The organism is Streptomyces cyaneofuscatus (assembly GCF_033109485.1).
Classification (GTDB): domain Bacteria; phylum Actinomycetota; class Actinomycetes; order Streptomycetales; family Streptomycetaceae; genus Streptomyces; species Streptomyces cyaneofuscatus.
In genome coordinates this window covers 3,589,593-3,616,589 of sequence record NZ_CP137002.1, presented here as the reverse complement: position 1 = coordinate 3,616,589, position 26,997 = coordinate 3,589,593, and the positions used below count along the sequence as shown (strand labels likewise).

Sequence of the window (26,997 nt, the reverse complement as noted above, 5' to 3'; positions counted from 1 at the left end):
TCCACCGTTGCCGACTTCGTCGCGCGTGTCTTGGACGAAAGTTCCGTAGGACCGTTTCCGGCCATGGAGTCGGACAGGCCCCCGCCGGACGCGCCTAGGCCCCCGCCCCTACGGCAGCAGCCGCTGCTCCTTCGCGACCGAGACCGCGCCCGCGCGGGTGTCGACGCCGAGCTTGTCGTAGATGCGGCCCAGGTGGGTCTTGACCGTGGCCTCGCTGATGAACAGGGCGCGGGCGATGTCGCGGTTGCCGAGGCCCTGGGAGAGCTGGGCCAGGATGTCGCGTTCGCGGTCGGTGAGGGTGGGGCGGGGGCTGCGCATGCGGGCCATGACCCGGGTGGCGACGGGGGCCGAGAGGGTGGTGCGGCCCTGGGCGGCGGAGCGGATGGCGGCGAAGAGCTCCTCGGGGCGTTCCGCCTTCAGCAGGTAGCCGGTGGCGCCGGCCTCGATGGCGCGGGTGATGTCGGCGTCGGTGTCGTACGTGGTCAGCACCAGGACGTGGACCGTGCCGCCGGAGGCGATGCGGCGGGTGGCCTCCACGCCGTCGATGCCCTCGCCGAGCTGGAGGTCCATGAGGACGACGTCCGGGGTGAGGCGGGCGGCGAGCGCCACGGCCTCCTCGCCGCTGCCCGCCTCGCCGACGACCTCGATATCCGGTTCGCTGCCGAGGAGGGCGAGCAGGCCGGCGCGGACCACCACGTGGTCGTCGCAGAGCAGGATGCGTACGGGGGCGGGCGCGGGGGAGGGGGCGGGCGGGGGTGCCTCGTCGGTCATGCGGGGGCCTCCGTGGGGTTCTCCATGGTGGTCAGCGGGATCTCGGCCGAGAGCACCGTGCCCTCGCCCGGCGCCGACTCGATCGTCAGCGTGCCGCCGAGCTGGTGCACGCGGGCCCGGATCGCGGGGAGCCCGTGGCCGCGGACGGCGTCCGTCGCGCGCGGGGCGCCGGGCTCCGGCGTGAAGCCGCGGCCGTTGTCGCCGATGTCCAGGACCACCCGGTCGTCCAGGTGGGTCAGGGTCAGCCCGGCGGCGGTGGCGTCCGCGTGCTCCCGTACGTTGGCGAGGGCCCCCTGGGCGATGCGCAGGAGGGCGGACTGCACCCGGTCCGGCAGCGGGGCGTGCGGGGTGCCCTCCACATGGCAGCGGACGGTGAGCGCCCCCTGCGCCTGGGCCGTTTCGCGGGCCGCCAGCGCGTGCAGCGCCGCCTCCAGGCCGCCGCCCTCCGCCAGGTCGGCCGGGGCCAGGTCGTGGACGAAGCGGCGGGCCTCGGCGAGGTTGCGTTCCGCGATGCCGGTGGCCGTACGGACGTGGCGGCGGGCGGCGTCCGGGTCGGCGGTCCAGGTGCGGTCGGCGGCCTGGAGCAGCATCTGCTGGCTGGACAGGCCCTGGGCCAAGGTGTCGTGGATCTCCATGGAGAGCCGCTGGCGCTCGGCGAGAGTCCCCTCGCGCCGCTCGGTGGCGGCCAGTTCGCGCCGGGTGCGCAGCAGGTCGTCGATCAGCTCGCGCTGGCGGACCGCCAGTTCCCGTTGGCGTACGGCCTGCCGCTGCATATGGACGAATACGGCGGTGGCGACGGCCGCCACGGCGGGCGGGGCGAGCACCAGGTTCGGGTCGAACCCGGTGGCCAGGCGCAGTTGCGCGGCCACCACGAAGGCGGTCAGCAGGGCCACCAGCGCGAGCGCGGCGCGCGGCGGCAGGATGCGCAGCCCGGTGTAGAACAGCGGCACCGCACACCACGCGAAGCTCGGCGCGAGCACGACCAGCACCATCCAGACGGCGACGAGCACCCCGAGCCAGGCCACCCGGCGCGGGGTGGGGCGCGAGCCGAGGACGGGCCCGAGCAGATACAGCACCGCCAGCGTGACCGACAACGCGATGATCCACGGCGTACGGGCCTCACCGGGGTGCCGCATCAGGAACCGGGTCAGCGAGGCGCCCAGCAGCAGGAAGAACGCGGCGTGCATGAGGAGCGCGAGCCAGCGCGCGTCGGGGTCGGGGCCCGCGGGCCCGTCTCCTCCTGCGTGCCGTGCACCGTTCCGGTGCTCCACCCTGTACCTCACGTTCCCTCGCTGACCTGCGCAGATCCCTCCATGGTGGCCCGGTCCGGCCACCCCCGCATCAACCGATCGGCCGACAGGGGCGTCAGCCGTCCCGCGCGCCCGGTGCAGCCGGTACGTCGACCGTACGGGGCCGGGTCCGCCGGGAGGATCGATGGCAGAGAGCGAAACGCCCGGGAAGCCATCGGGCCGCCCCGGACACCACCCCAAGGAGCCACCATGAAGAAGCTGTCGCTGCGTGCCCGCGTCCTCACCGGTACCGTCGCCGTCGCCGCCCTCGGAGCCGGGACCTTCGGCGCCGTCTCCGCGAGCGCCTCCGCCCCGGCCGCCGCCCCCGCCGCCGCGGTCAAGGCCGACACGAACAACCGCAACCTCCAGCAGAGCACCCACCTCACCGTGGCCGCCGCCGCCAAGGCCGCGCAGGCCACGCTGGACGCGGCGAAGAAGGAGAACCAGCGCGTCTCGGTCGCCGTCGTCGACCGCAACGGCAACACCATCGTGACGCTGCGCGGCGACGGCGCCGGCCCGCAGTCGCCGGAGTCGGCGGTCAAGAAGGCGTTCACCGCCGTCTCCTGGAACGCGCCCACCTCCGAGCTGGTCAAGCGCCTGGAGCAGGCTCCCAACCTGAAGGACATCCCGGGCACCCTGTTCCTCGGCGGCGGCGCCCCCGTCCAGGTCAAGGGCGCGCCGGTGGCGGGCATCGGCGTGGCGGGCGCGCCGAGCGGCGACCTGGACGAGAAGTTCGCCAAGGCGGGCGTCGCCGCCCTCGCCCGGTAGTCACCTCAGCACCACGCACGGAACGGAGAGGCCCATGAACGCCCTCGATCACACCCTGCTCACCGCTGCACGCACCGGCGACACCGACGGCGTGCGCACCGCGATCGAGGGCGGCGCCCGGGTCGACGTCCGCGACGAGGAGCTGCGTACGCCGCTGCTCCTCGCCGCCCTCGGCGACCATGTGGAGGCGGCCCGGCTCCTCGTGGCCGCCGGGGCCGATCCGGACGCGCAGGACCGGCGTGAGGACAGCCCGTGGCTGGTCACCGGGGTCACCGGCAGCGTCGCGATGCTGCACGTGCTGCTGCCGGCCGGTCCGGACCTGACCCTGCGCAACCGGTTCGGCGGTGTTTCGCTGATTCCGGCGAGCGAGCGCGGCCATGTCGCGTACGTACGGGAGGTGCTGCGCGTCACCGACATCGACGTCGACCACGTCAACCGGCTCGGCTGGACCGCCCTGCTGGAGGCGGTGATCCTCGGCGACGGCGGGCGGGCGCACCAGGAGGTCGTGGAGCTGCTGCTCGCGGCCGGGGCGTCTCCCGGGCTGCCGGACGGGGACGGCGTCACGGCCCTGGCCCACGCCGAGCGGCGCGGGTTCGCGGAGATCGCCGCGCTGCTGCGGGCCGCCGCGTGACCGGCCCCGTGACCGGCCCCGTGACCGGCCCCGTGACCGGCGTGCGCGGGGCGCGGGGCGTCTCCGCCACGGCTCCCTCCCGTACGCCGAGTACGCCCCGTACACCTCGCGGCTCCCGCGCGCGCCGGTTCACGCTGGCGCTCATCGCCGCCGCCGCGCTCGCCGGGTGCACGTCCGGCACGACGGAGGCCACCCCGGATCCGACGGGCACCACCGCACCCGGCTCCACCGCACCCGGCACCACCGCGACCGCCACCCCGGCCCCCTCCCGCGCCCCCACCGGCCGCACTCCTGAAGGCACCCTCCTCATGGCCGACTTCGGCGGCGACACCGTGACCTTCGTCGACCCCGGCCGGGACGGGTCCGGTGAGGGCGGCGCCCCGATCGCCTCCGTCGAGGTCGGCACCGCCCCCTACGGCCTCGTCGTCGGCGAGGACGGGCGCGCCTGGGTCGCCACCGCCGAAGGCGTCGCCGTCGTGGACACGCAGCGGCGGGCCCGGCTCGGGACCGTCCCGTACGAGACGGAGACCGGGCCCGTCACCACCGGCGAGTACCGGGGCGGCGGCATGGGCATCGCCCTGGCCCCCGACGGCCGGCACGTCTACGTCGGGGTCAACGTGCCCGGCGGCAACGGCACGGTGGAGGTCATCGACACCGCGACCCGCGAGGTGACCGGCGTCGCCGACGTCGGCCGCCGCCCCTTCGACGTGGACGTCTCCCCGGACGGCCGCGAGGTGTACGCCACCGGCCACGACTCCTTCGACGTGACGGCGGTCGACGCGGACACCCTGCGGACCCGGCGCATGGAGGTCGCCCCGTACGGCACCGAGGGCGGGCTCGGCTCCTGGCTGAAGCCGCACTACGCCGTCGTACGACCTGAGGACGGCAGGCTGCTGCTGCCGTTCGAGGGGGAGCGGCTCGCGGTCCTCGACCCGCGTACCGGCGAGGTGACCGTCGAGCGCATGACCGCCAACACCCATCAGCACGGTGTGGCCCTCGCCCCCGACGGCACCGTCCTCGTCGTCGGCACCGGCCCGATCGGCGCGGACGACGAGGACCCCTCGCTCACCGTCCGCACCCCCGACGGCAAGGAGCGGATCGTGCCGCTGGACGGCCCGCACGAGGACGTGGCGGTGTCGGCGGACGGCCGAATCGCCTACGTCACCGGCGGGTTCACGCGTGACGGGTACTGGAACGGGATCACCGTCGTCGACCTCGACGACGAGGAAGACGACGAGAAAGACGAGCCAGTCCGGCTGGAAGCAGGCAACCGACCCCTCGGTATCGCCATCCTCTGAGGCAGAGCCGTCCGCCCGTCCCCCGGGGCGGGCGGCTCCTTCCCGTCCTCCTTCCTGCCCACCGAGGCACCGCATCCGACGCCTAGGATCGACCGGTGAACCACCGCCGCCCGGCCCCCGCCGCCACCTCCGTCCTCCTCCTCGCCCTCGCCCTCCTCGGCGCGGGCTGCACCGGCGGGGTCGAGGGCACCCCGGGCGCGGCCGGGCTGCGCGACCCGTACTTCCCGGGGCTCGTCAACGGCGGCTACGACGTCACCCACTACGGCCTGGAGCTCGACGTCGACCCGGCCGCGAACCGGCTGCGCGGCACGGCCACGATCACCGCCCGCGCCACCCAGGACCTGAGCGCCTTCCACCTCGACCTGGCCGGGCTCGACGTCGAGAGCGCCACCGTGGAGGGGCGCCGGGCGTCCGTCAACCGGGCGGGCAAGGAGCTGACGATCCGTCCGGGCGCCGCGGTGGAGGAGCGGCTGCGCAAGGGGCGCACGTTCACCACCGTCGTGCGCTACTCCGGCTCCCCGCAGGCCCTCACCGACGCGGACGGCGGGAAGGAGGGCTGGCTGCGGACGGCGGACGGCGCGGTCGCCCTCGGTGAGCCGTCCGGTTCGATGGCCTGGTTCCCCGGCAACCACCACCCGAGCGACAAGGCCGCGTACGACATCGAGGTCACCGTCCCGGAGAAGCTCACGGCCGTCTCCAACGGGGAGCTGGTGTCCCGGCGTACGACGGGCGGCCGTACCGCCTACCGCTGGCGCACCAGCGAGCCGATGGCGAGCTATCTGGCGACCGTCGCCGTCGGCCGGTTCGCCACGCAGGAGTCGGTCACGCCCGACGGCATCCGGCTGTTCACCGCCGTGGACCCGGAGTCGGCGGCCGCGAGCAAGGACGTGCTGGCCGGGATCCCGGCCGTACTGAAGTGGTCGGCGCAGAAGTTCGGCCCCTACCCGTTCACCTCCGCCGGGGCGATCGTGGAGCGGAAGGGCGACTCCGGGTACGCGCTGGAGACCCAGAACCGGCCCGTCTTCCCCGGCCCGCCCGACACCGGGCTCGTCGTCCATGAGCTGGCCCACCAGTGGTTCGGGAACTCCGTCACCCCCGCGACCTGGCGGGACCTGTGGCTCAACGAGGGGTTCGCCACGTACGCGGAGTGGCTCTGGGCCGCCGACCACGACGACGTACCGGTCCAGGAGAGCTTCGAGGCGGCGTACGAGGACGATGCCAACTGGGCGTTCCCGCCCGCCGATCCGCCGGGCCCCGCCGACCTGTTCGAACCGCCGGTGTACGGGCGGAGCGCCATGGTCGTCCACCGGATCCGGCTCGCGATGGACGACGACGCGGCGTTCTTCGCCCTGGTCAAGGGGTGGACGAAGGCGCACCGGCACGGCAACGCCTCGACCGAGGACTTCACCGCGTACGTGGAGGAGGAGACGGGCCAGGACCTCACCGAGCTGTGGGACGCCTGGCTGTACGGGGAAAGCCGGCCGCCCGTGGAGGACTGACCGGCTTCCGTACGTCCCGTCGGTGAGGGTTACTTGACGTTGACCCCGGTCCAGGTCGCCGAGACCGCCTTCAGCTCCTCGCTGTCCGCGCCGAACAGGTCGGTCGCCGCCTTCTCGGTCGCGACGCGCGCGCCCGCGTAGTCGGTGGTGGAGGTCATGTAGACGGAGAGCGCCTTGTACCAGATCTGGTACGCCTTCTCCCGGCCGATGCCCGTCAGCGTGGAGCCGTCGGAGGTGGGGGAGTCGTACTCGACGCCGTTGACCGTCTTCTTCCCGCTGCCCTCGGCCAGCAGGTAGAAGAAGTGGTTGGCGACGCCGGAGGAGTGGTGGACGTCCAGGTTGCCGAGGTTCTCGTCCCAGAAGTCGGCCGAGCTGCCGTCCTTGGACGGCTTGTCCATGTAGCGCAGCGGGGTGCCGTCGCCGTTGATGTCGATCTTCTCGCCGATGAGGTAGTCCCCGGCGTCCGAGGCGTTGTCGGCGAAGAACTCCACCGAGGTGCCGAGGATGTCGCTGGTCGCCTCGTTGAGGCCGCCGGACTCGCCCGCGTAGTCCAGGTTCGCGGTGGCGGAGGTGAGGCCGTGGGTCATCTCGTGGCCCGCGACGTCGATGGCGGTGAGCGCGTTCGTGTTGCCCTCGCCGTCGCCGTACGTCATGCAGAAGCAGCTGTCGTCCCAGAAGGCGTTGACGTACGCGTTGCCGTAGTGGACGCGGGAGTACGCGGCCTTGCCGTCGCCCGCGATGCCGTCCCGGCCGAGCGCGCTCTTGTAGAAGTCCCAGGTCTTCGCGGCGCCGTAATGGGCGTCGACGGCGGCGGTCTGCCGGTCGTCGCCCGTGCCGTCGCCCCAGGTGTCGTCGTCGTCCGTGACGAGGGTGCCGGTGCCGGAGGAGCCCTGGTTCAGGTCGTACGTCTTGTGGCCGCCGCGGTCGCCGTCCGTGAGCTCGAAGCCGGCGTCGGTCTTGGTGGTGGTGATCTCGACGTCGCCGCTGTACTGGCTGTGGCCGGTGCCGGTCTCGATCGCCTCGTAGCTGTGCAGCTTCTTGCCGGTGGTGGCGTCGGTGATGGTGTGGACGCGGCTCGGCGTGCCGTCCTTCTGGACGCCCTTCTTGACGGTCTCCCAGGCGAGGACGGGTGTGCCGCCGTGGCCCGCGTAGATCACCTTGCGGGCGCTCGCGGCGGCCTTCAGCTTCGGCGTGGTCGACGCGACGGCTATCTTCGCGTCCGTCGCCTTGTCGACGCCCTTGAGCGTGCCGCTGGCGGCGGTGTGGGTGACGAGGTCGCCTCCGAGGACGGGCAGGCCGTCGTAGGTGCGCTCGTAGCGGGTGTGGACGGTGCCGTGGGCGTCGGTGATGACGTCGCGGACGATCAGCTTCTCGCTGGAGCCGAGCTTGAGGGCCTTCGCCGCCGAAGCGGTCTCGGCCTGAGCCGACTTGATGGCCGTGGCGCGCTGGGCGGAGGGGTTCACGCCGAGTGCGGCGGCCGTGGAGGGCGCTGCGGAGGGCGTGTCGCTCTCCCCGGGGGTGGCGATCGCCGATCCGGTCTGGACTCCGGCGACCACCATCGCGGCGACGGCCGCGAGTGCTGCGAGACGCCGGGTGGTGTGGGTGGTGCGGGAGTTGTGGGGGGTGGTGTGGAGGTTCATGTGTGTTCTCCGTCGGTCGTCCTGTGGGGGGACTACGAGCGGAGAGCGTGCCACCGAATGAGCGAAATTGACGGTGCGCCGACAATTGCCTCACAAGTTTTTGACCAGTCCTTGTCCGACTGGGGTCCACGGGTGTCCGGTATTCGGTGGAGTGATGTGATTTCGCTGTGCCCTACACGGTGCGGTACAGGTGAATTGACGACACGTCGGGCGGACGCGCACGGGAGCCCCCGGCCGCGCGTGGCGGCCGGGGGCTCCCGTGGAGGTGCGGTGCTGTGCGTTCGGGTCAGAGGTTGACGCCGAAGTCGCGGGCGATGCCGCTGAGGCCGGAGGCGTAACCCTGGCCGACCGCGCGGAACTTCCACTCGGCACCGTTGCGGTAGAGCTCGCCGAAGACCATGGCGGTCTCGGTGGCGGCGTCCTCGCTCAGGTCGTAGCGGGCGATCTCGGCGCCGCCCGCCTGGTTGAGGATGCGGATGAACGCGTTGCGGACCTGGCCGAAGTTCTGGCTGCGGGTCTCGGCGTCGTAGATGGAGACCGGGAAGACGATCTTGTCCACGTCGGCCGGGAGGCCTGCCAGGTTGACGTTGATCTGCTCGTCGTCGCCCTCGCCCTCACCCGTGACGTTGTCACCGGTGTGCACGATGGTCTGGTCCGGCGTCGACTTGTTGTTGAAGAAGACGAAGTGGCCGTCGGAGACGACCTTGCCGGCCGCGTTGACCGCGATCGCCGAGGCGTCGAGGTCGAAGTCGGTGCCGGTGGTGGTGCGGACGTCCCAGCCGAGGCCGACCGTGACGGCGGTCAGGCCCGGGGCCTCCTTGGTGAGCGAGACGTTGCCGCCCTTGGACAGGCTTACAGCCATGGGAAGTCCCTTTCCTCGTCGTGTGCGGGCCTTCATGCCATCACGAAAGCTACCGTCACCCGTCCTAACGCAGTCAGCAGACCACGAGGTTCCTGTTCTCTTTACTTTCTTTGCCGAACTTCCTCCTGAAGAGGTCCTGGGCGCGGATCCCCACCCACGGATCCCAAGCGCGGATCCCGGCGCAAAAGAAGGTGACGAACCCGGTGCGGGGCGGGGAACATGGGTGTCATGTCCGGGCCCTATGTCATCCGCGGCTCGGTCTCCCTCCCGGAGGCCGAGCTCATGTGGCGTTTCTCGCGTTCCTCCGGGCCCGGCGGCCAGCACGTCAACACCAGCGACTCCCAGGTGGAGCTGCGCTTCGACCTCGCGGCGACCGGCGCGCTCCCCGAGGTGTGGAAGGCGCGGGCGCTGGAGCGGCTGGCGGGCAGGCTGGTCGGCGGGGTGATCTCCGTACGGGCCTCCGAGCACCGCTCCCAGTGGCGCAACCGCGAGACGGCCGCCGTCCGGCTCGCCGCGCTCCTGGCCGAGGCCACGGCGCCGCCGCCCAAGCCGCGGATCAAGCGGAAGATCCCGCGCGGGATCAACGAGCGCAGGCTGCGCGAGAAGAAGCAGCGCGGCGACACCAAGCGCGGCCGCTCGGGCCGGGACTGGTGATCCCAGGGCTCACGCCCCGCACCCCGTCACCCCAGCTGCCGGTAGCGCCCCTTGAAGTACGTCAGCGGGTCCCCGTCCGGGCTCGGCAGTTCCGCCGTCAGCACGCGCCCGATCACCAGGGTGTGGTCACCGGCCACCACGCGCTGTTCCGTACGGCACTCCAGCGTCGCCAGCGCCCCGCCGATCAGCGGCGCGTGCGTCACCTCACCCCGTACGTACGGCAGGTCCTGGAAGAGCAGCCGGTCGCTGATCCGCCCCTTCATGGCGAACCGCCCCGCGATCTGCCGCTGGCCCGCCGCCAGGACGGAGACGGCCCACAGGGGCTGCTCGTCGAGCAGGTCGTCCATCCGTGAGCCGTTGCGCAGGCTCACCATCACCAGGGGCGGGTCCAGGGAGACGGACATGAAGGCGGTGGCCGTCATCCCGACGTCCTCGCCGCGGCCCTCCTCGTCGAGCGGCGGCTCCTGGGCGGTGACCAGCACCACTCCGGCGGCCAGCCGCGCGAGTGCTGCGCGGAACTCGTCGTTGCTCACCCCCTCAGCATGGGGGATGGGCTCGGGGCGCGGGGTGGCGGGAGTCGTCTGCAGCACACGGGAACGCTAACCGCGCGCGACGGGCCGCGGCATCGGGCCAGGGGACCAGCCGGGTCCTAGGACTTGGGCCCGATGGTGCTCCCGGAGGAGGCGCAGGGGGCAGGAGGTGTCCGGACACCGAAGCCTGGCCGAATACCCATGGTGGCTCACGGCCGAATGTGCGCCAGGAAAACGACGGAACGCCCGAAGAGTCACCCTCAACCACGGCACCATCTGTTGTGACTTGAGTCACAGAGTCCATTTTCTGCTGACCCTGTGTACCGGGTGCACAGCTCACTGTGATTCAGTGGCCGTGACACTGCAACAAGTACGTCGATATGAAACCTGGAGTTGCTGTCGAGGTCTCGGGGAGTGCGAGCGATGGAGGCCGAGTCGGAACCCTACGTCCGCCTTGCGACCATGCGGCAGCTGCACCAGGCCGTCGCTGATCTCAACACGGCGCGGAGTCTGGCGGACACGCTGCAGACCGTGGCGGACGGCATCGTCACCGGTCTCGGATACGAGCTGGGCTGCGTCAATCTGGTGCGGCCCGACGGTGACCTCGTCATCGCCGCCTTCGCGGGCAACGCCGCCGCCGAGGCCCTGATCACCGGCCGCGTCGGCTCCCGCGCCTCCTGGGACCGCCGGCTGACCATGGGCGAGGCCTGGGACCAGCTGCGGTTCATCCCGCACACCGAGGGCTGGGTCCTGCTCGACGACGACGTACCGCAGTGGCACACCGAGGGCCCCGAGCCGCGGTTCGAGGACGAGTGGCACCCGCTGGACCGGCTCTACGCCCCGATGTACGCCTCCGGGGGCGGGCGGGACCTCCTCGGGGTCATATCCGTCGACCGGCCGCGCAACGGGCGCCGCCCCGGCGCGTGGGGGCGTGAGGCGCTCCAGATGTACGCCTCCCAGGCCGCCATCGCGATCAGCAACGCCCGCCTGCGGGCCAACATGCAGCGCGCGCTGGTCCGGCTGGAGCGGGAACAGCAGGCGCTGCGGGCCAGTGAGGAGTCCTTCCGCCAGGCCTTCGAGTACGCGCCCAGCGGGATGGCCATCGCCGAGATGGGCGGCGACCAGCACGGCCGGCTGCTCCGCACCAACGACGCCCTGTGCCGGCTGCTCGGCCGCCCCGCCTCCGTCCTGCGCCGGTACTCCTTCGCCGACCTGGTCCACCCCGAGGACATCGGCACCCTGCTGCGGACCTCGGCCGAGGGCGGCCGGGCCGAGCTGCGGCTCGCGCGGCGGGACGGGACGTACCTCTGGGTCTCCCTGCGCAACTCGGTGGTCGCCGACACCGCCGACGGGCCGCGCTTCCTCCTCACCCACGTCGAGGACATAGAGGAACGCAAGCGCCACGAGCTGAACCTCGCCCACCGCGCCTCGCACGACGCCCTGACCGGACTGCCCAACAGCGCCGAGCTGAAGTCCCGCCTCAGCGCCCGGATCTGCGAGCGGCCGAACTCCCCGGCCGCGACGGCGATCGAGGCGCTGGACGCGGCGTACGGGGACGTCGAGTCGTCCCTCACCCACGGCTATCAGGCCGACGGGTACGAGGGGGAGGCCGTGCCCGGCGGCGGGCCCTGGGACCACCATGTGCACACGCTCGCCCCCGACGCGGAGCACGACGACGGCACGAAGGGGCTCGCGGTCCTCTTCTGCGACCTCGACGGCTTCAAGTCCATCAACGACCGCTTCGGCCACCACACAGGTGACGCGGTGCTCATAGAGGTCGCGCGGCGGCTGTCGACCTGCGTCCGGGACGGCGACACGGTCGCACGGCTCGGAGGTGACGAATTCGTCGTTCTCGCGGACGGCCTCGGGGCGGCGGACGCCGCTGACCTGGCCGTACGTCTGAGAAATGCCATCATTCCGCCCATAAGGGTCGACGGGCGCGCCGTCCGGGTCGGGGCGAGCTTCGGCATCGGCTGGGCCGAGTGCGGGATGAGCGTGGAAGAGGTCCTGCGCTCCGCCGACCAGCGGATGTACGTGGAGAAGCGGTCGCGGTCGAAGGTTCACCGCCGGGCCGGCTGACGTTCACGGGCGCGTGTCCCCCCTACCCCGTACCCGTTCCCGCGAGCCCGCCCGCCGGATGATCGCAATTCGGGCTGTGCTCCGTTCGAGGTAGGCTCGGCCGGTCGGCGACGGCTGGCGAGATGGTGAGGAGTGACCCAGGGATGACGGCCGGAAACAACGGCGCGAGCAAGCCCGAGGACGACGATCCGTTCGGCTACCTGTACGCGGACGGACAAGCCGCAGGCGCCCAGCCGCCCGGTCAGGGCGGCTACGGCTACCCGGGTCCGGCCGCGCAGCCGGGCGTGCCCAGGACGTCGTACAACCAGGTGCGGACGGTCGGTGAGCGCCAGTACGGGCAGCACCAGGTGCCGCCGCAGCAGGGGTACGGCTACCCGCCCCAGCAGGCCTACGGCCAGCCCGCGCAGCAGTACAACGCGCCGAACCCGCAGTACGCGGCCCCCGAGACCTACCCGGGCGGCGCGACCACCGCGCAGCACGGCTCGGTGCCCGGCGGCGGTCCTGGCGGCGGTTCCGGCGGCCGGGGCGGCCCGAACACCAAGGCGCTGCTGATCGCGGCGGTCGCCGTGGTCGCGGTGGTCCTCATCGGCATCGGCGCCGCGCTGCTCTCGGGCAGCGACGGCGACAAGGACAAGAAGAACGAGGCCGTGTCCTCGGAGGGCCCCGCCGACAAGGTGGAGGAGTCCGGCAAGCCGGAGAAGAAGCCCGAGGACACCCCGAAGCCGGTCGAGCTCCCGAAGCAGGACGCGGCGACGCTGACGCTGGGCGGACCCGCCACGGTGGACAGCTCGGTCGAAGGGGCCCAGGGGGTCAACGGCACGTACGTGACCGGCTTCAACCAGGTCGGCTCCTCCGTGACCTGGCGGGCGGACATGAAGAGCGAGGGTTCGTACCGCCTCTCCGTGCGCTACGCGGTCCCGGCCAAGGACGCCAACGCCACGCTGACGGTCAACGGGAAGAAGAACACCCAGCCGATCGGTCTGAAGAACTTCATCAACTCTTCCGACACGGCCCTGGAGAAGAACTGGCAGACCACCTGGGCGCCGGTCGACCTCAAGAAGGGCGAGAACGAGATCAAGATCTCGTGCGAGGACGGCAACCAGTGCGACGTGCTGCTCGACTGGCTGGAAGTCACCCAGAGCTGAACGCCCACCTCATTCGGCCGCGCGTTCGCAGTGGACCGTGTGCGGTCGAATGAGGGCTGACCTGCCCTTTTGAGGTAGATGACGCCGAGTCGAATTTGAGTCCGGTCATCCCCCTGAACTAGCCTCCCCGTGTTTAGTTGATCATGGTGGAGGAACCTCGTATGAGCATGTTCAGGAAGAGTCTGACGACGGTGGCCTTGGCCAGTGCCCTTCTGGGGAGCGCCTTTGTCACGCCGGCCGCGGCGGCTGACCCCAACACCTGTCCGAAGGGCAAGGTCTGCGGATGGTCGGGGAAGGACAGGACGGGAACCAGGACCGTCCTGTCCGTGACGCCTGGCTGCCTTCCTTTCAAGACCGCCAAGTCCGTCTCCAACCAGACGTCTTACAAAATAGAGTTCTGGAACATCACCACCGGCTGCGGTGAAGGCAAGAAGCTGGTCACTCTGCAGCCGGGCACCTACTCGGACAACCCCGGCACTGTCACGGGGATTGCCATCTACAAGAAGTAAGGCCTTCCGCCCCGATAGTTCATGACGGCCCGCCGGATCCTTCGGCGGGCCGTTCCCGTTGTCCCGGATTCCGGTCAGGCGGTCGCGCCCACGCGCTCCACGCCCACCCGCGGCAGCAGCTCCGCGTAGGCCGCCGCGTCGAACTCGCCCGCCGCCGGGGCCAGGACCGTCGCCGTCGACAGGGCCACCGCCCGGGCCAGCCGAGCGGGCCAGTCGAGGCCCTCGGCCAGGGCGGAGAGCAGGCCGGCCACCGCGGAGTCGCCCGCTCCGGTCGGGTTGCCGCGGACGGGGGCGGGCGGGGCGGCGCGCCAGGTGCCCTCCGGGGTGTCGGCGAGGATGCCCTCGGGGCCCAGGGAGGCGATCACCGCGTGGGCGCCGCGGCGGCGGGCATCGCGGGCGGCGCGGAGCGGTTCGCGGAAGCCGGTGAGCTGGGCCAGCTCGTCCGCGTTCGGCTTGACCAGGTCGGGGCGGGCGGCGATGCCCCGGCGCAGGGGTTCGCCGCTGGTGTCCAGGAGCACGGGTACGGAGGCGGCGCGGGCGATCCGGACCAGCTCCGCGTAGGCGCCGACGTGGACGCCCGGCGGCAGCGAGCCGCAGAGCGCGACCGCGTCGGCGGCGCCGATGAGCTCCTCGTACGTCCGCAGGAAGGCGGCCCATTCGACGGCGCTCACCTGCGGTCCCGGCTCGTTGAGCTGGGTGGTGTCGCCGGTGGAGCGGTCGGTGATCGCGAGGGTGCGGCGGGTGTTCCCGGCGACGGGGACCAGGGCGTCGCGGGGCGGGAGCGGGGCGAGCAGGCCGCGCAGGACGTCTCCGGTCGCGCCGCCGACGAAGCCGGTGACCACGGTGTCGTGGCCCAGCGCGCCCAGCACCCGGGCGACGTTCAGCCCCTTGCCGCCGGGGCGTTCGGTGACATCGCAGACGCGGTGGCTGGTGTGCGGGACGAGCGCGTCGACGGCGTACGTCACGTCGAGCGCGGTGTTCAGAGTGACGGTCAGGATCACCTGGTCCGGCACCTCCCTCGATCCGTCGGTCCGTCCGCCCGTGCTGGTGCTTGCGGGCCTGGTGATCATGTCAAAAGGAGGGCGGCCGGGCCCAGTCCCGGGGCCCGACCGCCATCTCTTCGTTACGTGCTCACCCCGCGCTCACCGGGTGAGGGCCTCAGGCCGTCTTGGGCTCGATGATCCACTCGCCCTTGCGCATGACGCCCGCCAGGACGAACTCCTCGTCGAGCACCACCAGGTCCGCGTCCTTGCCCGGCTCCAGCGAGCCGACCCGGTCGTCCACGCCGAGCAGGCGGGCGGGGTTGGCGGAGATGGACCGTACGACGTCCTCCACCGGAATCCGGTCGATGGTGACCGCCCGGCGGAACGCGGTGTCCAGGGTGAGGGTGGAGCCCGCGATGGAGCCGCCCTCCACCAGCCGGGCCACGCCGTCGCGGACCTCGACGGCGAGCGGGCCCAGGTCGTACAGCCCGTCGCCGAAGCCGGCCGCGTCCATCGCGTCGGTGATCAGCGCGACCCGGCCGGCGCCCTTGTGGCGGTAGGCCAGCTCCAGGACCGCCGGGTGCAGATGCGTACCGTCGTTGATCAGCTCGACGGTGATCCGGTCGTCCTCCAGGAGCGCGGTGATCGGGCCCGGCTCGCGGTGGGCGATCGGCGGCATCGCGTTGAACAGGTGCGTCGCGACGGTGGCGCCCGCGTCGATCGCCTCGACGGTCTGCGCGTACGTGGCGTCGGTGTGGCCGATCGCGGCGATCACCCCGAGGTCGGCGAGCAGCCGTACGGAGTCGAGCCCGCCGGGCAGCTCGGTGGCCAGGGTCACCATCCGGGCGGCACCGCGCCCGGCGTCGACCAGCTTGCGGACCTCGGCCGGGTCCGGGTAGCGCAGCAGCTGCTCGCTGTGGGCGCCCTTGCGGCAGGGCGAGATGAAGGGGCCCTCGAAGTGGATTCCGGCCAGGTCGCCCTGTTCCACCAGCTCGGAGAGGATGCCGGCGCGCCGGGCCAGGAAGTCCATCTCGCCGGTGACCGTGGAGGCGACCAGCGTGGTGGTGCCGTGCTCGCGGTGCGTACGGATGCCGTGGAGGACCTCGTCCACGGTGCCGGAGGTGAAGGAGGCCCCGCCGCCGCCGTGGTTGTGCATGTCCACGAAGCCGGGGACCACCCAGTGGCCGGTGAGGTCGATGACCCGGGCGTCCTCGGGGGCGGAGTCCGAGATCCGGGTGGACTCGACGGTCACCCGGCCGTCCTCCACGGTCCCGGTGGGAAGGACCACCCGGGCGCCCGCGAGGACCGTGCTGTCTGCTGCGCGTCCGGCCATCAGGCGGAAACCTCCGTGGAGAGTAGATCCCAGGCGAGCAGCCCCGCGCCCAGGCATCCGGCGGTGTCCCCGAGGGCCGCCGGGACGATGTGGGGCAGCTTCTGGAACGTGACGCGTTCCTCGACGGCCGCACGCAGTGGTGTGAACAAGGTTTCCCCGGCCTCGGCGAGACCGCCACCGATGATGAGCGTGCTGGGGTCCAGCAGGGTGAGCGCGGTGACGAGCCCGGCGGCGAGCGCGTCGACCGCGTCCTGCCAGACCGCGATCGCCGCCGGGTCGCCCGACTCGACGGCCTTGGCGCAGTCCGCGGCGTCCGCCTCGGGGTCGCCGGAGGCGGCGGCCCAGGCCCGGGTCACCGCGGAGGCGGAGGCCAGGGTCTCCAGACAGCCGCGCTGGCCGCAGCCGCAGTCCGGCCCGTCGGGGCGGACCACGATGTGGCCGATCTCGCCCGCGTACCCGTGGGCGCCCGCCTCGATCCGGCCCGCGATCCCGATGGCCCCGGCGATCCCGGTGCCCAGCGGCACGAACAGGAAGCGGTCCGCGCCCCGGCCCGCCCCGATGCGGCCCTCGGCGAGCCCTCCGGTGCGGACGTCGTGCCCGAGGGCGACCGGGATCCCGCCGAGGCGCTGGCCGAGCAGGGCGCGCATCGGTACGTCGCGCCAGCCCAGGTTGGCGGCGTAGACCGCGATCCCCTTCTCGGCGTCGACGATGCCGGGCACGGCGACCCCCGCCGCGACGGCGCTCTCGCCGAAGTGCTCCTCGCCGTGGGCGCGCAGATCCGCGGCGAACGCGAGGATCGTCTCGACGACCGCGTCGGCCCCGCGCTTCCGGCCGGTGGCCCGCCGCGCCTCGTGGAGCAGCGTGCCGTCGGTTCCGACCAGCGCGGCCTTCATTCCGGTGCCGCCCACATCGAGGGCGATGACATGTCTCACGAGAGACAGTTTCGCCCGCCGACCCCTAAAAGGTCTAGTCCACTAGCGCGGTTTGTTGCGCACCCATACAAAATGATGAACGAGTGAAGAGGGGTCGCTTTCTGCTGGAATGCCACGAAATGGGCATGAGCAACAGAGGCCTGCCTGAGCCAATGGTCTGGACCAAGATACGGGTTCGGGGCTCCGACTGCCAGACCACGTAAGCCAGTTGTGGCCCCTGAGGCCCGTATACGTTGCCGAAGCGATACGCCGGTGGTGTAGACCTCCCCTCCGCCGTGGGGGAAAATCGCAGTTCATCCGGACGGTGGCAGGACGGGTGGCGGCGCCGTGGCCGACCGATCAGAGGTCCGTACGGTGACGTTGCGCCACCGCCCGTGACCAGATGGATCAACGAGGATGGGCGAGGCTGTGCAGCGGCGCTTTACGGTTCTGACCGCGGTGGTGGCCGCGCTGGGTATGACGGCAACGTTGTCGGCCTGCGGGGGTGACAGCGGCACGGGCGACGTCACCCTCACGCTGGTCGCCGCCGACTACGGCAACAGTGCGGCCAACAGCTCCGAGAAGTACTGGAGCGGTGTCGCGGCGGGCTTCGAGAAGAAGCACCCCGGCATCAAGATCGAGGTCAACGTCTACTCCTGGAAGGACGTCGACCGCAAGGTCGCCGAGATGGTGAAGGCGGGCAAGGCCCCCGACATCGCCCAGATCGGCGCCTACGCGGACTACGCCAAGGACGGCAAGCTCTACAGCGCCGACCAGATGCTCTCCATCCGCACCCAGGCGAACTTCCTGCCCACGCTCACCGACGCGGGCAAGGTCGACGGCACGCTGTACGGGCTCCCGTTCGTCGCCAGCACCCGGCTGCTCTTCTACAACGAGAAGCTCTTCGGCCAGGCGGGCCTGGACGCCCCCGAGACGTGGGACGACATCCAGAAGGACGCCACCGCGCTCAAGGCGAAGGGCGTCAAGTACCCCTTCGCCCTGCCGCTCGGCCAGGAGGAGTCCCAGGCGGAGACCCTGATGTGGCTGCTCAGCAACAGCGGCGGTTACGTCGACGACGTCGGCCTGTACGACATCGACTCGGCCCAGAACATCGCCACGTTCAGCTGGCTGCGGGACAACCTCGTCGGCAAGGGCCTCACCGGCCCGGTCGCGCCGGGCAAGCTGGACCGGGCGAAGGCCTTCGAGGCGTTCACCAAGGGCGAGGTCGGCATGCTCAACGGCCACCCCACGCTGATGGAGGAGGCCGAGGCCAAGGGCGTCAAGGTCGGCATGGTGCCGCTGCCCGGCGCCGAAGGGCCGACCAAGGGCTCGATGGGCGTCGCCGACTGGATGATGGGCTTCAAGCAGAACGGCAACCGGAAGGCGATCGGCGAGTTCTTCGACTACGCCTACTCCGACGAGAACGTGCTGGCCTTCGCCGACGAGTACGACCTGCTCCCGGTGACCGGCAGCGCGTCCGCCGAGATGGAGACCGACTCCAAGCACGCGAAGCTCCGCGAGTTCCTGGCGGCGCTGCCCAACTCCCAGCTGCCCCCCTTCGGCAAGACGTCCTGGGCGACGGTGAGCGAGTCGATCAAGACGAACATCGGCGAGGCGGTGGCTCCCGGCGGGAGCCCGGAGCGGGTGCTCGGGTCGATAGCGGCGGAGGCGGCGAAGGCGGAGAGCGCGGAGTAGGCGGCGGGCGCAGTGGGAGTGGGCGCGGTTAGGTTGGTTGTATGACCGCGCCTGACGCCGAGCCCGAGCCTGCTGCCCCGGGGCTGTCCGACCGTGACCGTGCGCTGCTCGCGCTGGAGCGGAGGTCCTGGGCGGGGCCCGGGGCGAAGGAGCGGGCGATCCGGGAGGAGCTGGGCATCTCGCCGGTCCGCTACTTCCAGCTCCTCAACGCGCTGATCGAGGATGAGCGGGCGCTGCGGGAGGATCCGGTGACGGTGAACCGGCTGCGCCGGCTGAAGGCGGCGCGGCGGGAGCGCCGCTGAGCCTTTCCGGCGGCGCTGCCCCCGAACCCCCGCTCCTCAATCGCCGGAGGGGCTTGATTTGGCCGCCCCCGGCTGTCCTCTGGGGGGAGCATTTTTGAGCCCCTCCGGCGATTGAGGAGCGGGGTGCGGGGCGGAGCCCCGGGTGGGCCCGGGCCCCGTGTTCGGCCGTACCCCGCTAGGCTCACCCCATGGGCAGCCACTCCGTACAGCCGCCGATCCCGACCCCGACCACCCCGGCCGGCCGCGAGGGCCTGGAGGCCATCCTCGCTCGGCCCGACCGCGCGGTCATCGCCCTCGACTTCGACGGCACGCTCGCCGACATCGTCCCGGACCCCGAGCGCGCCCGCGCCCACCCCGGCGCCGTCGAGGCGCTCGCCGCACTCGCGCCCAAAGTGGCCTCCGTCGCGGTGATCACCGGCCGCCCCGCAGGCGTCGCCGTGCGCTACGGCGGCTTCGCGGGCGTTCCCGGCCTCGACCACCTCGTGGTCCTCGGCCACTACGGCGCCGAGCGCTGGGACGCCGCCACCGGCACGGTGAACGCCCCCGCCCCGCACCCCGGAGTCGCCGCCGTGCGGGCCGAACTCCCGGGCGTACTGCACGAGTTCGACTCCTGGCACGGCACCTGGACCGAGGAGAAGGGCCAGGCCGTCGCCGTCCACACCCGCCGCGCCGACGACCCGCAGGCGGCCTTCGAGACCCTGCGCGGCCCCCTCGGCGAGCTGGCCGCCCGCCACGGGCTGATCCTGGAACCGGGCCGCCAGGTCCTGGAGTTGCGTCCGCCGGGCATGGACAAGGGCGTCGCGCTCGCCACGTACGTCGCCGAGGTCGACGCGGAGTCCGTCCTGTACGCAGGCGACGACCTCGGGGACCTCGCCGCCTTCGCCGCGGTGGAGAAGCTGCGCGGTGCCGGCCCGGACGGCATCCCGGGGCTGCTGGTGTGCAGCGGCAGCGCCGAGGTGCCCGAACTGGCCGAGCGTGCCGACCTGTTGGTCCCGGGCCCGGCCGCCGTCGTGGACTTCCTGGCGGCCCTGGCGGGCCGCCTCTAGGACGCCCTCACTCCTGCCGCAGCGCCTCCAACTGGTCCAGGAACCACTGCTGCGGCGGGAGCGCCGTCGCCGCCTCCGCCAGCCGCTTCGTACGGCCGGAACGCTCGTCCCCGCCCATCGACAGGGCCTCGTGCAGCGCCTCGGCCGTGCCCACCACGTCGTACGGGTTCACCACGATCGCGTCCTCGCCCAGCTCCTCGTACGCCCCCGCCTCCCGCGACAGCACCAGCGCGCAGCCGTGGTCCGAGACGACGGGGACCTCCTTGGCGACCAGGTTCATGCCGTCGCGGATCGGGTTGACCAGCGCGACGTCCGCCAGCCGGTACGCGGCGAGCGAGCGGGCGAAGTCGTCGTTCACGTGGAGGATGACCGGCGTCCAACTCTCCGTGCCGTACGCCCCGTTGATCTCGGTGGCGAGGGTCTGCACCGCCGCCGTGTAGTCCCGGTAGACCGCGAGGTCCTGGCGCGAGGGGTAGGCGAAGGCGACGTGGACCACGCGCTCGCGCCACTCCGGGTGGGCCTCCAGCAGGGCCCGGTACGCGTGCAGGCCGCGCACGATGTTCTTGGACAGCTCGGTGCGGTCCACCCGCACGATCGTCTTCCGGCCCTCGCCCACCTGCTCCCGCAGCGCCTCCATGCGCTCGTCGACGTCCGCCTCCTGCGACCGCCGCCGCAGGAAGTCCGCGTCCGCCCCGAGCCCGTGCACCCCGATCCTGGTCCGGCCCGTCCCGCCGAGGATCTCCGTACAGCAGCCGATGAACGCGTCCGCCCACCGCCGGGTCAGGAACGCGGCCCGGTCCGCGCCCAGGATGCCGCGGAGCAGCTGCTCACCGATGTCGTCGGGCAGCAGCCGGAAGTAGTCCACCGGCGCCCACGGGGTGTGCGAGAAGTGGCCGATCCGCAGGTCCGGGCGCCGCTCGCGGAGCATGCCGGGGACCAGGGCCAGGTGGTAGTCCTGGACCAGGACCGCCGCCCCTTCCCCCGCCTCCTCCGCGAGCGCCTGGGCGAAGGCCCGGTTGTACGCCTCGTACGACGCCCACTGCCGCCGGAACTCCGCGTCGAAGACCGGCTCCACGGGCGTCTGGTAGAGCAGGTGGTGGACGAACCACAGCACCGAGTTCGCGATGCCGTTGTACGCGTCGGCGTGGACCTCGGCGTCGATGTCCAGCATCCGTACGCCCGGCTCACCGACCCCGCGCCGCACCGCCTCCCGGTCGCCGTCGCCGAGGGCCGCGCAGACCCAGAGCTTGTCGTCGACGGCGCTCAGCCCGGAGACGAGCCCGCCTCCGCCGCGCTTGGCGTCGAGCGTCCCGTCCTCGCCGAGCGTGTACGTGATCGGGCCGCGGTTGGACGCGACGAGGACCTGGGCAGTGGAGGAAGGTGCGTGCTCGGTGACCATGTAGCGGAACCTAGCCCGTAAGGGAAGCCGCCAAACGCCTCAGAGCCTCACGCCCGCCACGGCGCCGGAGCCCCCGCACCTCACGCCCGCCACGGCGCGGAGCCCCCCGGACCTCACGCCGCCCACCGCTCCACGTACTCCTCGATCTCCCGCATCGGCGGCCGCTCCTCGGTGTCCACCGCATGGGTGCGCGGCACGAACCCCTCCTCGCCCCGCTCGAACTGCGTCAGCGCCGGCCGCACCAGATGCCCCCGGGAGAGCCGCAGCTGCGCCGTGCGGTAGATCGCGGCCGCCATCCGGCCCAGCGCCTGCCCGTCCTGGTGGCGGTGGCGCCGCACCCCCACATCCACCTGTCCCAGCGCGTCCAGACCCACGGTGTGCAGCGCGTCGACGAGCAGCCCCAGCTCCACTCCGTAACCGACCGGGAACGGCAGCCGCTCCAGCAGCGAGCGCCGCACCGCGTACTCGCCGCCCAGCGGCTGCACGAAGCCGGCCAGCTGCGGCCAGTGCAGATTGAGCAGGGGGCGTGCCACCAACTCGGTGACGCGGCCGCCCTGACCTGCGGTGTCGCCGAACGGGCGGTCGTACATCGCCTTGACGAACTGCACGGTCGGGTCGGTGAGCAGCGGGCCGACCGTTCCCGAGACGAAGTCCGCCGAGAAGTCCCTCAGGTCCGCGTCGACGAAGCAGACGATCTCGCCGCTGGTCACCAGGAGCGACCGCCAGAGCACCTCGCCCTTGCCGGGCAGCGCCGGGATCCGGGGCAGGATCGCGTCCCGGCGGACCACCCGGGCGCCCGCAGCCCGCGCGACGGCGGCCGTGGCGTCGGTGGAGCCGGAGTCGATCACCACCAGCTCGTCGACCAGCCGGACCTTCTCCATCAGCTCGCGCCGGATGGTCGCCACGATCGCGCCGACCGTGGCCTCCTCGTTCAGCGCGGGCAGCACCACACTCACCGACGTACGGTGAGGGTCGGCGGCCCGGGCGTCGGTGAGCCGGTTCAGCGGGCGGTCGGCGGACGACCAGGAACGCCTGGTCAGCCAGCGTTCCACCTCTTCGAGCACGGTCGGGACTCCTCGTGTGGGGGCGGTATGTGATCCATCTCGCCGTTCGGACGACTATCTCAACAGTCCGGTCCTTCGGTTACAGTCTTGAACAACGCGGATGACCGTCGCATGTCGGGGTCCGTCGTCACACAAACGCCTGGATCGAAGATCCAGTGCCACAGAGCTCATCCAGAGGGACTGAGGGAACGGCCCGTTGAAGTCCCGGCAACCCTCCTACCGACCGCGAGGTCACGGTGGGGAAGGTGCCAATTCCGTCTTGTGGCGAAATGCGCCGCAAGGAAGATGAGGAGAAAGGGCCTCCGCCATCATGGCTGTTCAGACCATCGCAGGTAATGCCACCACCGCTTCCGTGGACCTCGGTCCCGCCGTGGCGCTTTCCTGCCGCGAGTGCGGCGAGCGTTTCGAGCTCGGCCCCCTTTTCGCCTGTGCGTCCTGTTTCGGACCCCTGGAAGTCGCGTACGACCTGCCCACCGGCTCCCCCGAGGAACTGCGGGGGCGCATCGAGGCCGGCCCGAACAACATCTGGCGTTACGCCCCGCTGCTGCCGGTTCCGGCCGATGTCGCCGAGAAGCCCAATATCAACCCCGGTTTCACCAAGCTGGTCAAGGCCGACAATCTCGCCCGTGAGCTGGGCGTCACCGGCGGTCTGTACGTCAAGGACGACTCCGGCAATCCGACGCACTCCTTCAAGGACCGGGTCGTCGCGATCGCCGTCGAGGCCGCCCGCGCCTTCGGTTTCACCACCCTCTCCTGCTCCTCCACGGGCAACCTGGCCGGTGCCGTCGGGGCCGCCGCCGCCCGCGCCGGACTGCGCTCGTGCGTGTTCATCCCGCACGACCTGGAGCAGGGCAAGGTCGTCATGGCCGCGGTGTACGGCGGTGAGCTGGTCGGCATCGAGGGCAACTACGACGACGTCAACCGCTTCTGCTCCGAGCTCATCGGCGACCCGCTCGGCGAGGGCTGGGGCTTCGTCAACGTCAACCTGCGCCCGTACTACGGCGAGGGCTCCAAGACCCTGGCGTACGAGATCTGCGAGCAGCTCGGCTGGCGGCTGCCCGACCAGATCGTCATCCCGATCGCGTCCGGCTCGCAGCTGACGAAGATCGACAAGGGGTTCCAGGAGCTGATCAAGCTCGGCCTGGTCGAGGACAAGCCGTACAAGATCTTCGGCGCCCAGGCCGAGGGCTGCTCCCCGGTCTCCGCCGCCTTCAAGGCCGGTCACGACGTGGTCCGCCCCCAGAAGCCGAACACCATCGCCAAGTCCCTGGCCATCGGCAACCCGGCGGACGGCCCGTACGTCCTCGACATCGCCCGCCGCACGGGCGGCGCGGTGGAGGACGTGAACGACGAGCAGGTCGTCGACGCGATCAAGCTGCTGGCGCGCACCGAGGGCATCTTCGGCGAGACGGCGGGCGGCGTGACGCTCGGCGTGACGCGGAAGCTGATCGAGGCCGGCGTCATCGACCCGGCGCTCACCACCGTCGTCCTGAACACCGGTGACGGGCTCAAGACGCTCGACGCGGTCTCCGCGACCTCGCAGGCGACGGCGACCATCAAGCCGAGCCTGGACGCGTTCCGCGCCGCGGGCCTCGCCTCCGCCTGACCCCAGAACGAAGGAAGAAGGGCACCACCATGAGCGTCAAGGTCCGCATCCCCACCATCCTCCGTACGTACACGGGCGGCCAGGCCGAGGTCACGGCGGAGGGCGCGAAGCTCTCCGAGGTCATCGACTCCCTGGAGAAGGACCACCCGGGCATCGCCGCCCGCGTCCTGGACGACCAGGGCAAGCTGCGCCGCTTCGTCAACGTGTACGTCAACGACGACGACGTGCGCTTCGAGGGCGGGCTCGACGCGGCCACGCCCGACGGCGCCGGCATCTCGATCATCCCGGCCGTGGCCGGCGGCTGCTGATCCGACGACCCCGGCTGATCCGACGACCCCCGGCTGAACCGCCGACCGCCCTCGGCTGAACAACAGTTGCCCCCTCCGCCACACAAAGCGGAGGGGGCAATTCTGCATGGTTGAGCACGGTAGAGTTGGGGAAGCCCCCTTCGCTGCGTGTGCCGCCCGCATATGAGAATGCGCCCGGCCCCGATAAGAAGCAGCCAAAGTACGTGAACCCCTTGAGGCATAAGTGGCCTTTGCCTGGCCCGACTTGCCCGTAAATTTCAGCAATCCCGCATATTCGGGCGTTCGCCTGTGCCCAGAATTCTCGTCCGATTGACCTGTTGCAGAGGGCAGTTGGGCGGATACATTCGGCCGCGGTCGACGCGCTGCGGCGCCGCGCACCCTCTCCTGTCGGAGGGTGAGTTCCGACCCGGGGCCGCGAAGTGCGGTCCCGTGCAAGGGCCAGTTATAGGGGAGTTAGGCATGGCTCAGGGCACCGTCAAGTGGTTCAACGCGGAGAAGGGGTACGGCTTCATCGCGGTCGACGGTGGTGCGGATGTTTTCGTCCACTACAGCGCGATCCAGATGGACGGGTACCGCACCCTCGAAGAGGGTCAGCGAGTTGAATTCGAGATCTCGCAGGGCCAGAAGGGGCCCCAGGCCGACATGGTCAAGCTCGCTGTCGGCTGAGTCCGGCGCGGCCGTCCGGCATCACCACTACTCACGCACGCAGGGCCCGACCCCGGAGTGATCCAGGGGATCGGGCCCTTCGTGCGCGCCGGGACCGGGCGGACGGATGGCCGGACGGGCGGCCTGACCACATGGCGGGCCCTGGCCTGAGGCGCTTGCACTCTCGGGGGTCGAGTGCTAATCATTGGCGTTAGCACTCTCCAGGTGAGAGTGACAGAAACTTGGACCGGGCCGGTGAGGCCCGCAGGCGCGGTGGGGCAAGGAACCACCACGCACGCAGGCCGTCCGTCGCGGGCGCCTCTCGGTCCGGAGAATCCACCCCTGTCCGGGAGGACCACTTCACATGGCCAAGATCATCGCGTTCGACGAGGAGGCACGGCGCGGTCTCGAGCGCGGGATGAACCAGCTCGCCGACGCCGTCAAGGTCACCCTCGGCCCCAAGGGCCGTAACGTCGTCCTCGAGAAGAAGTGGGGCGCGCCCACGATCACCAACGATGGTGTTTCCATCGCCAAGGAGATCGAGCTCGAGGACCCGTACGAGAAGATCGGTGCGGAGCTGGTCAAGGAGGTCGCCAAGAAGACGGACGACGTCGCCGGCGACGGTACGACCACCGCCACCGTTCTCGCCCAGGCTCTCGTCCGCGAGGGTCTGCGCAACGTCGCCGCGGGCGCCAACCCGATGGCCCTCAAGCGGGGCATCGAGAAGGCCGTCGAGGCCGTCTCCGCCGCTCTGCTGGAGCAGGCCAAGGACGTGGAGACCAAGGAGCAGATCGCTTCGACCGCCTCCATCTCCGCCGCCGACACCGAGATCGGCGCCAAGATCGCCGAGGCGATGGACAAGGTCGGCAAGGAAGGCGTCATCACCGTCGAGGAGTCCCAGACCTTCGGTCTGGAGCTTGAGCTCACCGAGGGTATGCGCTTCGACAAGGGCTACATCTCGGCCTACTTCGCGACCGACATGGAGCGTATGGAGGCGTCGCTCGACGACCCGTACATCCTGATCGTCAACTCGAAGATCGCCAGCGTCAAGGACCTGATCCCGCTGCTGGAGAAGGTCATGCAGTCGGGCAAGCCCCTGCTGATCATCGCCGAGGATGTCGAGGGCGAGGCGCTCTCCACCCTGGTCGTCAACAAGATCAAGGGCACGTTCAAGTCCGTCGCCGTCAAGGCCCCGGGCTTCGGCGACCGCCGCAAGGCCATGCTCGCGGACATCGCCATCCTCACCGGTGGCACCGTGATCTCCGAGGAGGTCGGTCTCAAGCTGGAGAACGCCGGCCTGGACCTGCTCGGCCGCGCCCGCAAGGTCGTCATCACCAAGGACGAGACCACGATCGTCGACGGTGCCGGTGACAGCGAGCAGGTGCAGGGTCGCGTCAAGCAGATCCGCGCCGAGATCGAGAACTCCGACTCGGACTACGACCGCGAGAAGCTCCAGGAGCGCCTCGCGAAGCTGGCCGGCGGCGTGGCCGTCATCAAGGCCGGCGCCGCCACCGAGGTGGAGCTCAAGGAGCGCAAGCACCGCATCGAGGACGCGGTGCGCAACGCCAAGGCCGCCGTCGAGGAGGGCATCGTCGCCGGTGGTGGCGTGGCTCTGCTCCAGGCCTCGGCCGTCTTCGACAAGCTCGACCTCACGGGCGACGAGGCGACCGGCGCCAACGCCGTGAAGCTCGCGCTGGAGGCCCCGCTCAAGCAGATCGCCGTCAACGGTGGTCTCGAGGGTGGCGTCGTCGTCGAGAAGGTCCGCAACCTGCCGATCGGTCACGGCCTCAACGCCGCGTCCGGCGAGTACGTGGACATGATCGCCGAGGGCATCATCGACCCGGCGAAGGTCACGCGTTCCGCTCTGCAGAACGCCGCCTCCATCGCCGCGCTGTTCCTCACCACCGAGGCCGTCATCGCCGACAAGCCCGAGAAGGCCGGCGCGGCCGCCCCGGGTGGCATGCCGGGCGGTGACATGGACTTCTGATCGGCTCCTTCGGAACCGGTCGAAGCTCCCCGCACGTCCCACA

Annotated in this window: 25 protein-coding genes and 1 riboswitch; of the genes, 15 read left to right on the top strand and 10 right to left on the bottom strand. The window is 71.3% G+C overall.

Annotated elements, in window-relative coordinates:
- Positions 1 to 108 precede the first annotated feature (108 nt).
- Entirely contained in the window at positions 109 to 771 is a 663-nt protein-coding gene (locus tag R2B67_RS15800; protein ID WP_317818801.1) for a response regulator, read from the bottom strand.
- On the bottom strand, positions 768 to 2,042 hold the full coding sequence (locus tag R2B67_RS15795) for a sensor histidine kinase (protein WP_317818800.1): 1,275 nt from the start codon (positions 2,040 to 2,042) through the stop codon (positions 768 to 770). The genes R2B67_RS15800 and R2B67_RS15795 overlap by 4 nt, the downstream gene beginning before the upstream one ends.
- Before the next feature lie 228 nt (positions 2,043 to 2,270).
- Here R2B67_RS15795 and R2B67_RS15790 point away from each other — a divergent pair, with 228 nt between their 5' ends.
- The 4 genes from R2B67_RS15790 (at position 2,271) to R2B67_RS15775 (ending at position 6,256) form a co-directional block, all read left to right on the top strand.
- The gene (locus R2B67_RS15790) at positions 2,271 to 2,828 is read left to right on the top strand and encodes a GlcG/HbpS family heme-binding protein (protein ID WP_317818799.1); all 558 of its coding nucleotides are present in this window, start codon (positions 2,271 to 2,273) and stop codon (positions 2,826 to 2,828) included.
- 34 nt (positions 2,829 to 2,862) lie between these two features.
- On the top strand, positions 2,863 to 3,459 hold the full coding sequence (locus tag R2B67_RS15785) for an ankyrin repeat domain-containing protein (protein WP_317818798.1): 597 nt from the start codon (positions 2,863 to 2,865) through the stop codon (positions 3,457 to 3,459).
- Between the two features lie 134 nt (positions 3,460 to 3,593).
- Complete coding sequence (locus R2B67_RS15780; protein ID WP_317824874.1) at positions 3,594 to 4,757, top strand: YncE family protein; 1,164 nt, start codon at positions 3,594 to 3,596, stop codon at positions 4,755 to 4,757.
- A gap of 95 nt (positions 4,758 to 4,852) precedes the next feature.
- Complete coding sequence (locus R2B67_RS15775; RefSeq protein WP_317818795.1) at positions 4,853 to 6,256, top strand: M1 family metallopeptidase; 1,404 nt, start codon at positions 4,853 to 4,855, stop codon at positions 6,254 to 6,256.
- 29 nt (positions 6,257 to 6,285) lie between these two features.
- Here R2B67_RS15775 and R2B67_RS15770 read toward each other — a convergent pair whose 3' ends face one another.
- Together R2B67_RS15770 and R2B67_RS15765 are read right to left on the bottom strand one after the other, a co-directional pair.
- Entirely contained in the window at positions 6,286 to 7,896 is a 1,611-nt protein-coding gene (locus R2B67_RS15770) for a M4 family metallopeptidase (RefSeq protein ID WP_317818794.1), read from the bottom strand.
- A 286-nt stretch (positions 7,897 to 8,182) separates the two neighbouring features.
- On the bottom strand, positions 8,183 to 8,758 hold the full coding sequence (locus R2B67_RS15765; RefSeq protein ID WP_018511031.1) for a TerD family protein: 576 nt from the start codon (positions 8,756 to 8,758) through the stop codon (positions 8,183 to 8,185).
- A gap of 228 nt (positions 8,759 to 8,986) precedes the next feature.
- Here R2B67_RS15765 and arfB point away from each other — a divergent pair, with 228 nt between their 5' ends.
- The gene (gene arfB, locus R2B67_RS15760) at positions 8,987 to 9,412 is read left to right on the top strand and encodes an alternative ribosome rescue aminoacyl-tRNA hydrolase ArfB (RefSeq protein ID WP_317818791.1); all 426 of its coding nucleotides are present in this window, start codon (positions 8,987 to 8,989) and stop codon (positions 9,410 to 9,412) included.
- 26 nt (positions 9,413 to 9,438) lie between these two features.
- Here the strand turns inward: arfB and R2B67_RS15755 are convergent, their stop codons facing one another.
- Positions 9,439 to 9,945: a flavin reductase family protein gene (locus R2B67_RS15755; protein WP_161263700.1), complete on the bottom strand. Its 507-nt coding sequence runs from the start codon at positions 9,943 to 9,945 to the stop codon at positions 9,439 to 9,441.
- 420 nt (positions 9,946 to 10,365) lie between these two features.
- Here R2B67_RS15755 and cdgB point away from each other — a divergent pair, with 420 nt between their 5' ends.
- From cdgB to R2B67_RS15740, 3 genes are all read left to right on the top strand, one after another.
- Positions 10,366 to 12,021 carry a diguanylate cyclase CdgB gene (gene cdgB, locus R2B67_RS15750; RefSeq protein ID WP_237327157.1) on the top strand — a complete coding sequence of 552 codons (1,656 nt, stop codon included), beginning with the start codon at positions 10,366 to 10,368 and terminating at the stop codon, positions 12,019 to 12,021.
- Between the two features lie 143 nt (positions 12,022 to 12,164).
- On the top strand, positions 12,165 to 13,166 hold the full coding sequence (locus R2B67_RS15745; protein WP_317818789.1) for a CBM35 domain-containing protein: 1,002 nt from the start codon (positions 12,165 to 12,167) through the stop codon (positions 13,164 to 13,166).
- A 161-nt stretch (positions 13,167 to 13,327) separates the two neighbouring features.
- Positions 13,328 to 13,675, top strand: coding sequence for a peptidase inhibitor family I36 protein (locus R2B67_RS15740; protein ID WP_317818788.1), 348 nt, complete (start codon positions 13,328 to 13,330; stop codon positions 13,673 to 13,675).
- Positions 13,676 to 13,749: 74 nt separating this feature from the next.
- Here R2B67_RS15740 and R2B67_RS15735 read toward each other — a convergent pair whose 3' ends face one another.
- From R2B67_RS15735 to R2B67_RS15725, 3 genes are all read right to left on the bottom strand, one after another.
- A complete protein-coding gene (locus R2B67_RS15735; protein WP_317824873.1) occupies positions 13,750 to 14,676 on the bottom strand; it encodes a 1-phosphofructokinase family hexose kinase in 927 nt (308 codons plus the stop codon).
- A 157-nt stretch (positions 14,677 to 14,833) separates the two neighbouring features.
- Positions 14,834 to 15,991, bottom strand: a complete 1,158-nt coding sequence (gene nagA, locus R2B67_RS15730; protein ID WP_018511026.1) for an N-acetylglucosamine-6-phosphate deacetylase — start codon at positions 15,989 to 15,991, stop codon at positions 14,834 to 14,836.
- The gene (locus R2B67_RS15725) at positions 15,991 to 16,884 is read right to left on the bottom strand and encodes an ROK family protein (RefSeq protein WP_381073539.1); all 894 of its coding nucleotides are present in this window, start codon (positions 16,882 to 16,884) and stop codon (positions 15,991 to 15,993) included. Before R2B67_RS15725 ends, nagA begins: the two co-directional genes overlap by 1 nt.
- 435 nt (positions 16,885 to 17,319) lie before the next feature.
- On the opposite strand from R2B67_RS15725, the gene R2B67_RS15720 reads away from it, so the two are divergent.
- From R2B67_RS15720 to otsB, 3 genes are all read left to right on the top strand, one after another.
- Positions 17,320 to 18,597: an ABC transporter substrate-binding protein gene (locus tag R2B67_RS15720; RefSeq protein ID WP_109978869.1), complete on the top strand. Its 1,278-nt coding sequence runs from the start codon at positions 17,320 to 17,322 to the stop codon at positions 18,595 to 18,597.
- 41 nt (positions 18,598 to 18,638) lie between these two features.
- Positions 18,639 to 18,899: a DUF3263 domain-containing protein gene (locus R2B67_RS15715; protein WP_237327159.1), complete on the top strand. Its 261-nt coding sequence runs from the start codon at positions 18,639 to 18,641 to the stop codon at positions 18,897 to 18,899.
- A gap of 188 nt (positions 18,900 to 19,087) precedes the next feature.
- Positions 19,088 to 19,945: a trehalose-phosphatase gene (gene otsB, locus R2B67_RS15710; protein ID WP_317818785.1), complete on the top strand. Its 858-nt coding sequence runs from the start codon at positions 19,088 to 19,090 to the stop codon at positions 19,943 to 19,945.
- 7 nt (positions 19,946 to 19,952) lie between these two features.
- Here otsB and R2B67_RS15705 read toward each other — a convergent pair whose 3' ends face one another.
- On the bottom strand, positions 19,953 to 21,344 hold the full coding sequence (locus tag R2B67_RS15705; protein WP_317818784.1) for an alpha,alpha-trehalose-phosphate synthase (UDP-forming): 1,392 nt from the start codon (positions 21,342 to 21,344) through the stop codon (positions 19,953 to 19,955).
- Positions 21,345 to 21,457: 113 nt separating this feature from the next.
- Positions 21,458 to 22,408 (bottom strand): glucosyl-3-phosphoglycerate synthase, encoded by a 951-nt coding sequence (locus R2B67_RS15700; RefSeq protein WP_317818778.1) that lies wholly within the window; start codon positions 22,406 to 22,408, stop codon positions 21,458 to 21,460.
- A gap of 164 nt (positions 22,409 to 22,572) precedes the next feature.
- Positions 22,573 to 22,700, top strand: a riboswitch (SAM riboswitch).
- An 18-nt stretch (positions 22,701 to 22,718) separates the two neighbouring features.
- Between R2B67_RS15700 and thrC the strand changes: the two genes are divergently transcribed.
- From thrC to groL, 4 genes are all read left to right on the top strand, one after another.
- On the top strand, positions 22,719 to 24,014 hold the full coding sequence (thrC, locus tag R2B67_RS15695; RefSeq protein WP_317818770.1) for a threonine synthase: 1,296 nt from the start codon (positions 22,719 to 22,721) through the stop codon (positions 24,012 to 24,014).
- 29 nt (positions 24,015 to 24,043) lie between these two features.
- Entirely contained in the window at positions 24,044 to 24,322 is a 279-nt protein-coding gene (locus R2B67_RS15690) for a MoaD/ThiS family protein (protein WP_018511018.1), read from the top strand.
- Between the two features lie 459 nt (positions 24,323 to 24,781).
- Positions 24,782 to 24,988: a cold-shock protein gene (locus R2B67_RS15685; protein ID WP_003967346.1), complete on the top strand. Its 207-nt coding sequence runs from the start codon at positions 24,782 to 24,784 to the stop codon at positions 24,986 to 24,988.
- A gap of 343 nt (positions 24,989 to 25,331) precedes the next feature.
- Entirely contained in the window at positions 25,332 to 26,954 is a 1,623-nt protein-coding gene (groL, locus tag R2B67_RS15680) for a chaperonin GroEL (protein WP_093694016.1), read from the top strand.
- Positions 26,955 to 26,997 lie beyond the last annotated feature (43 nt).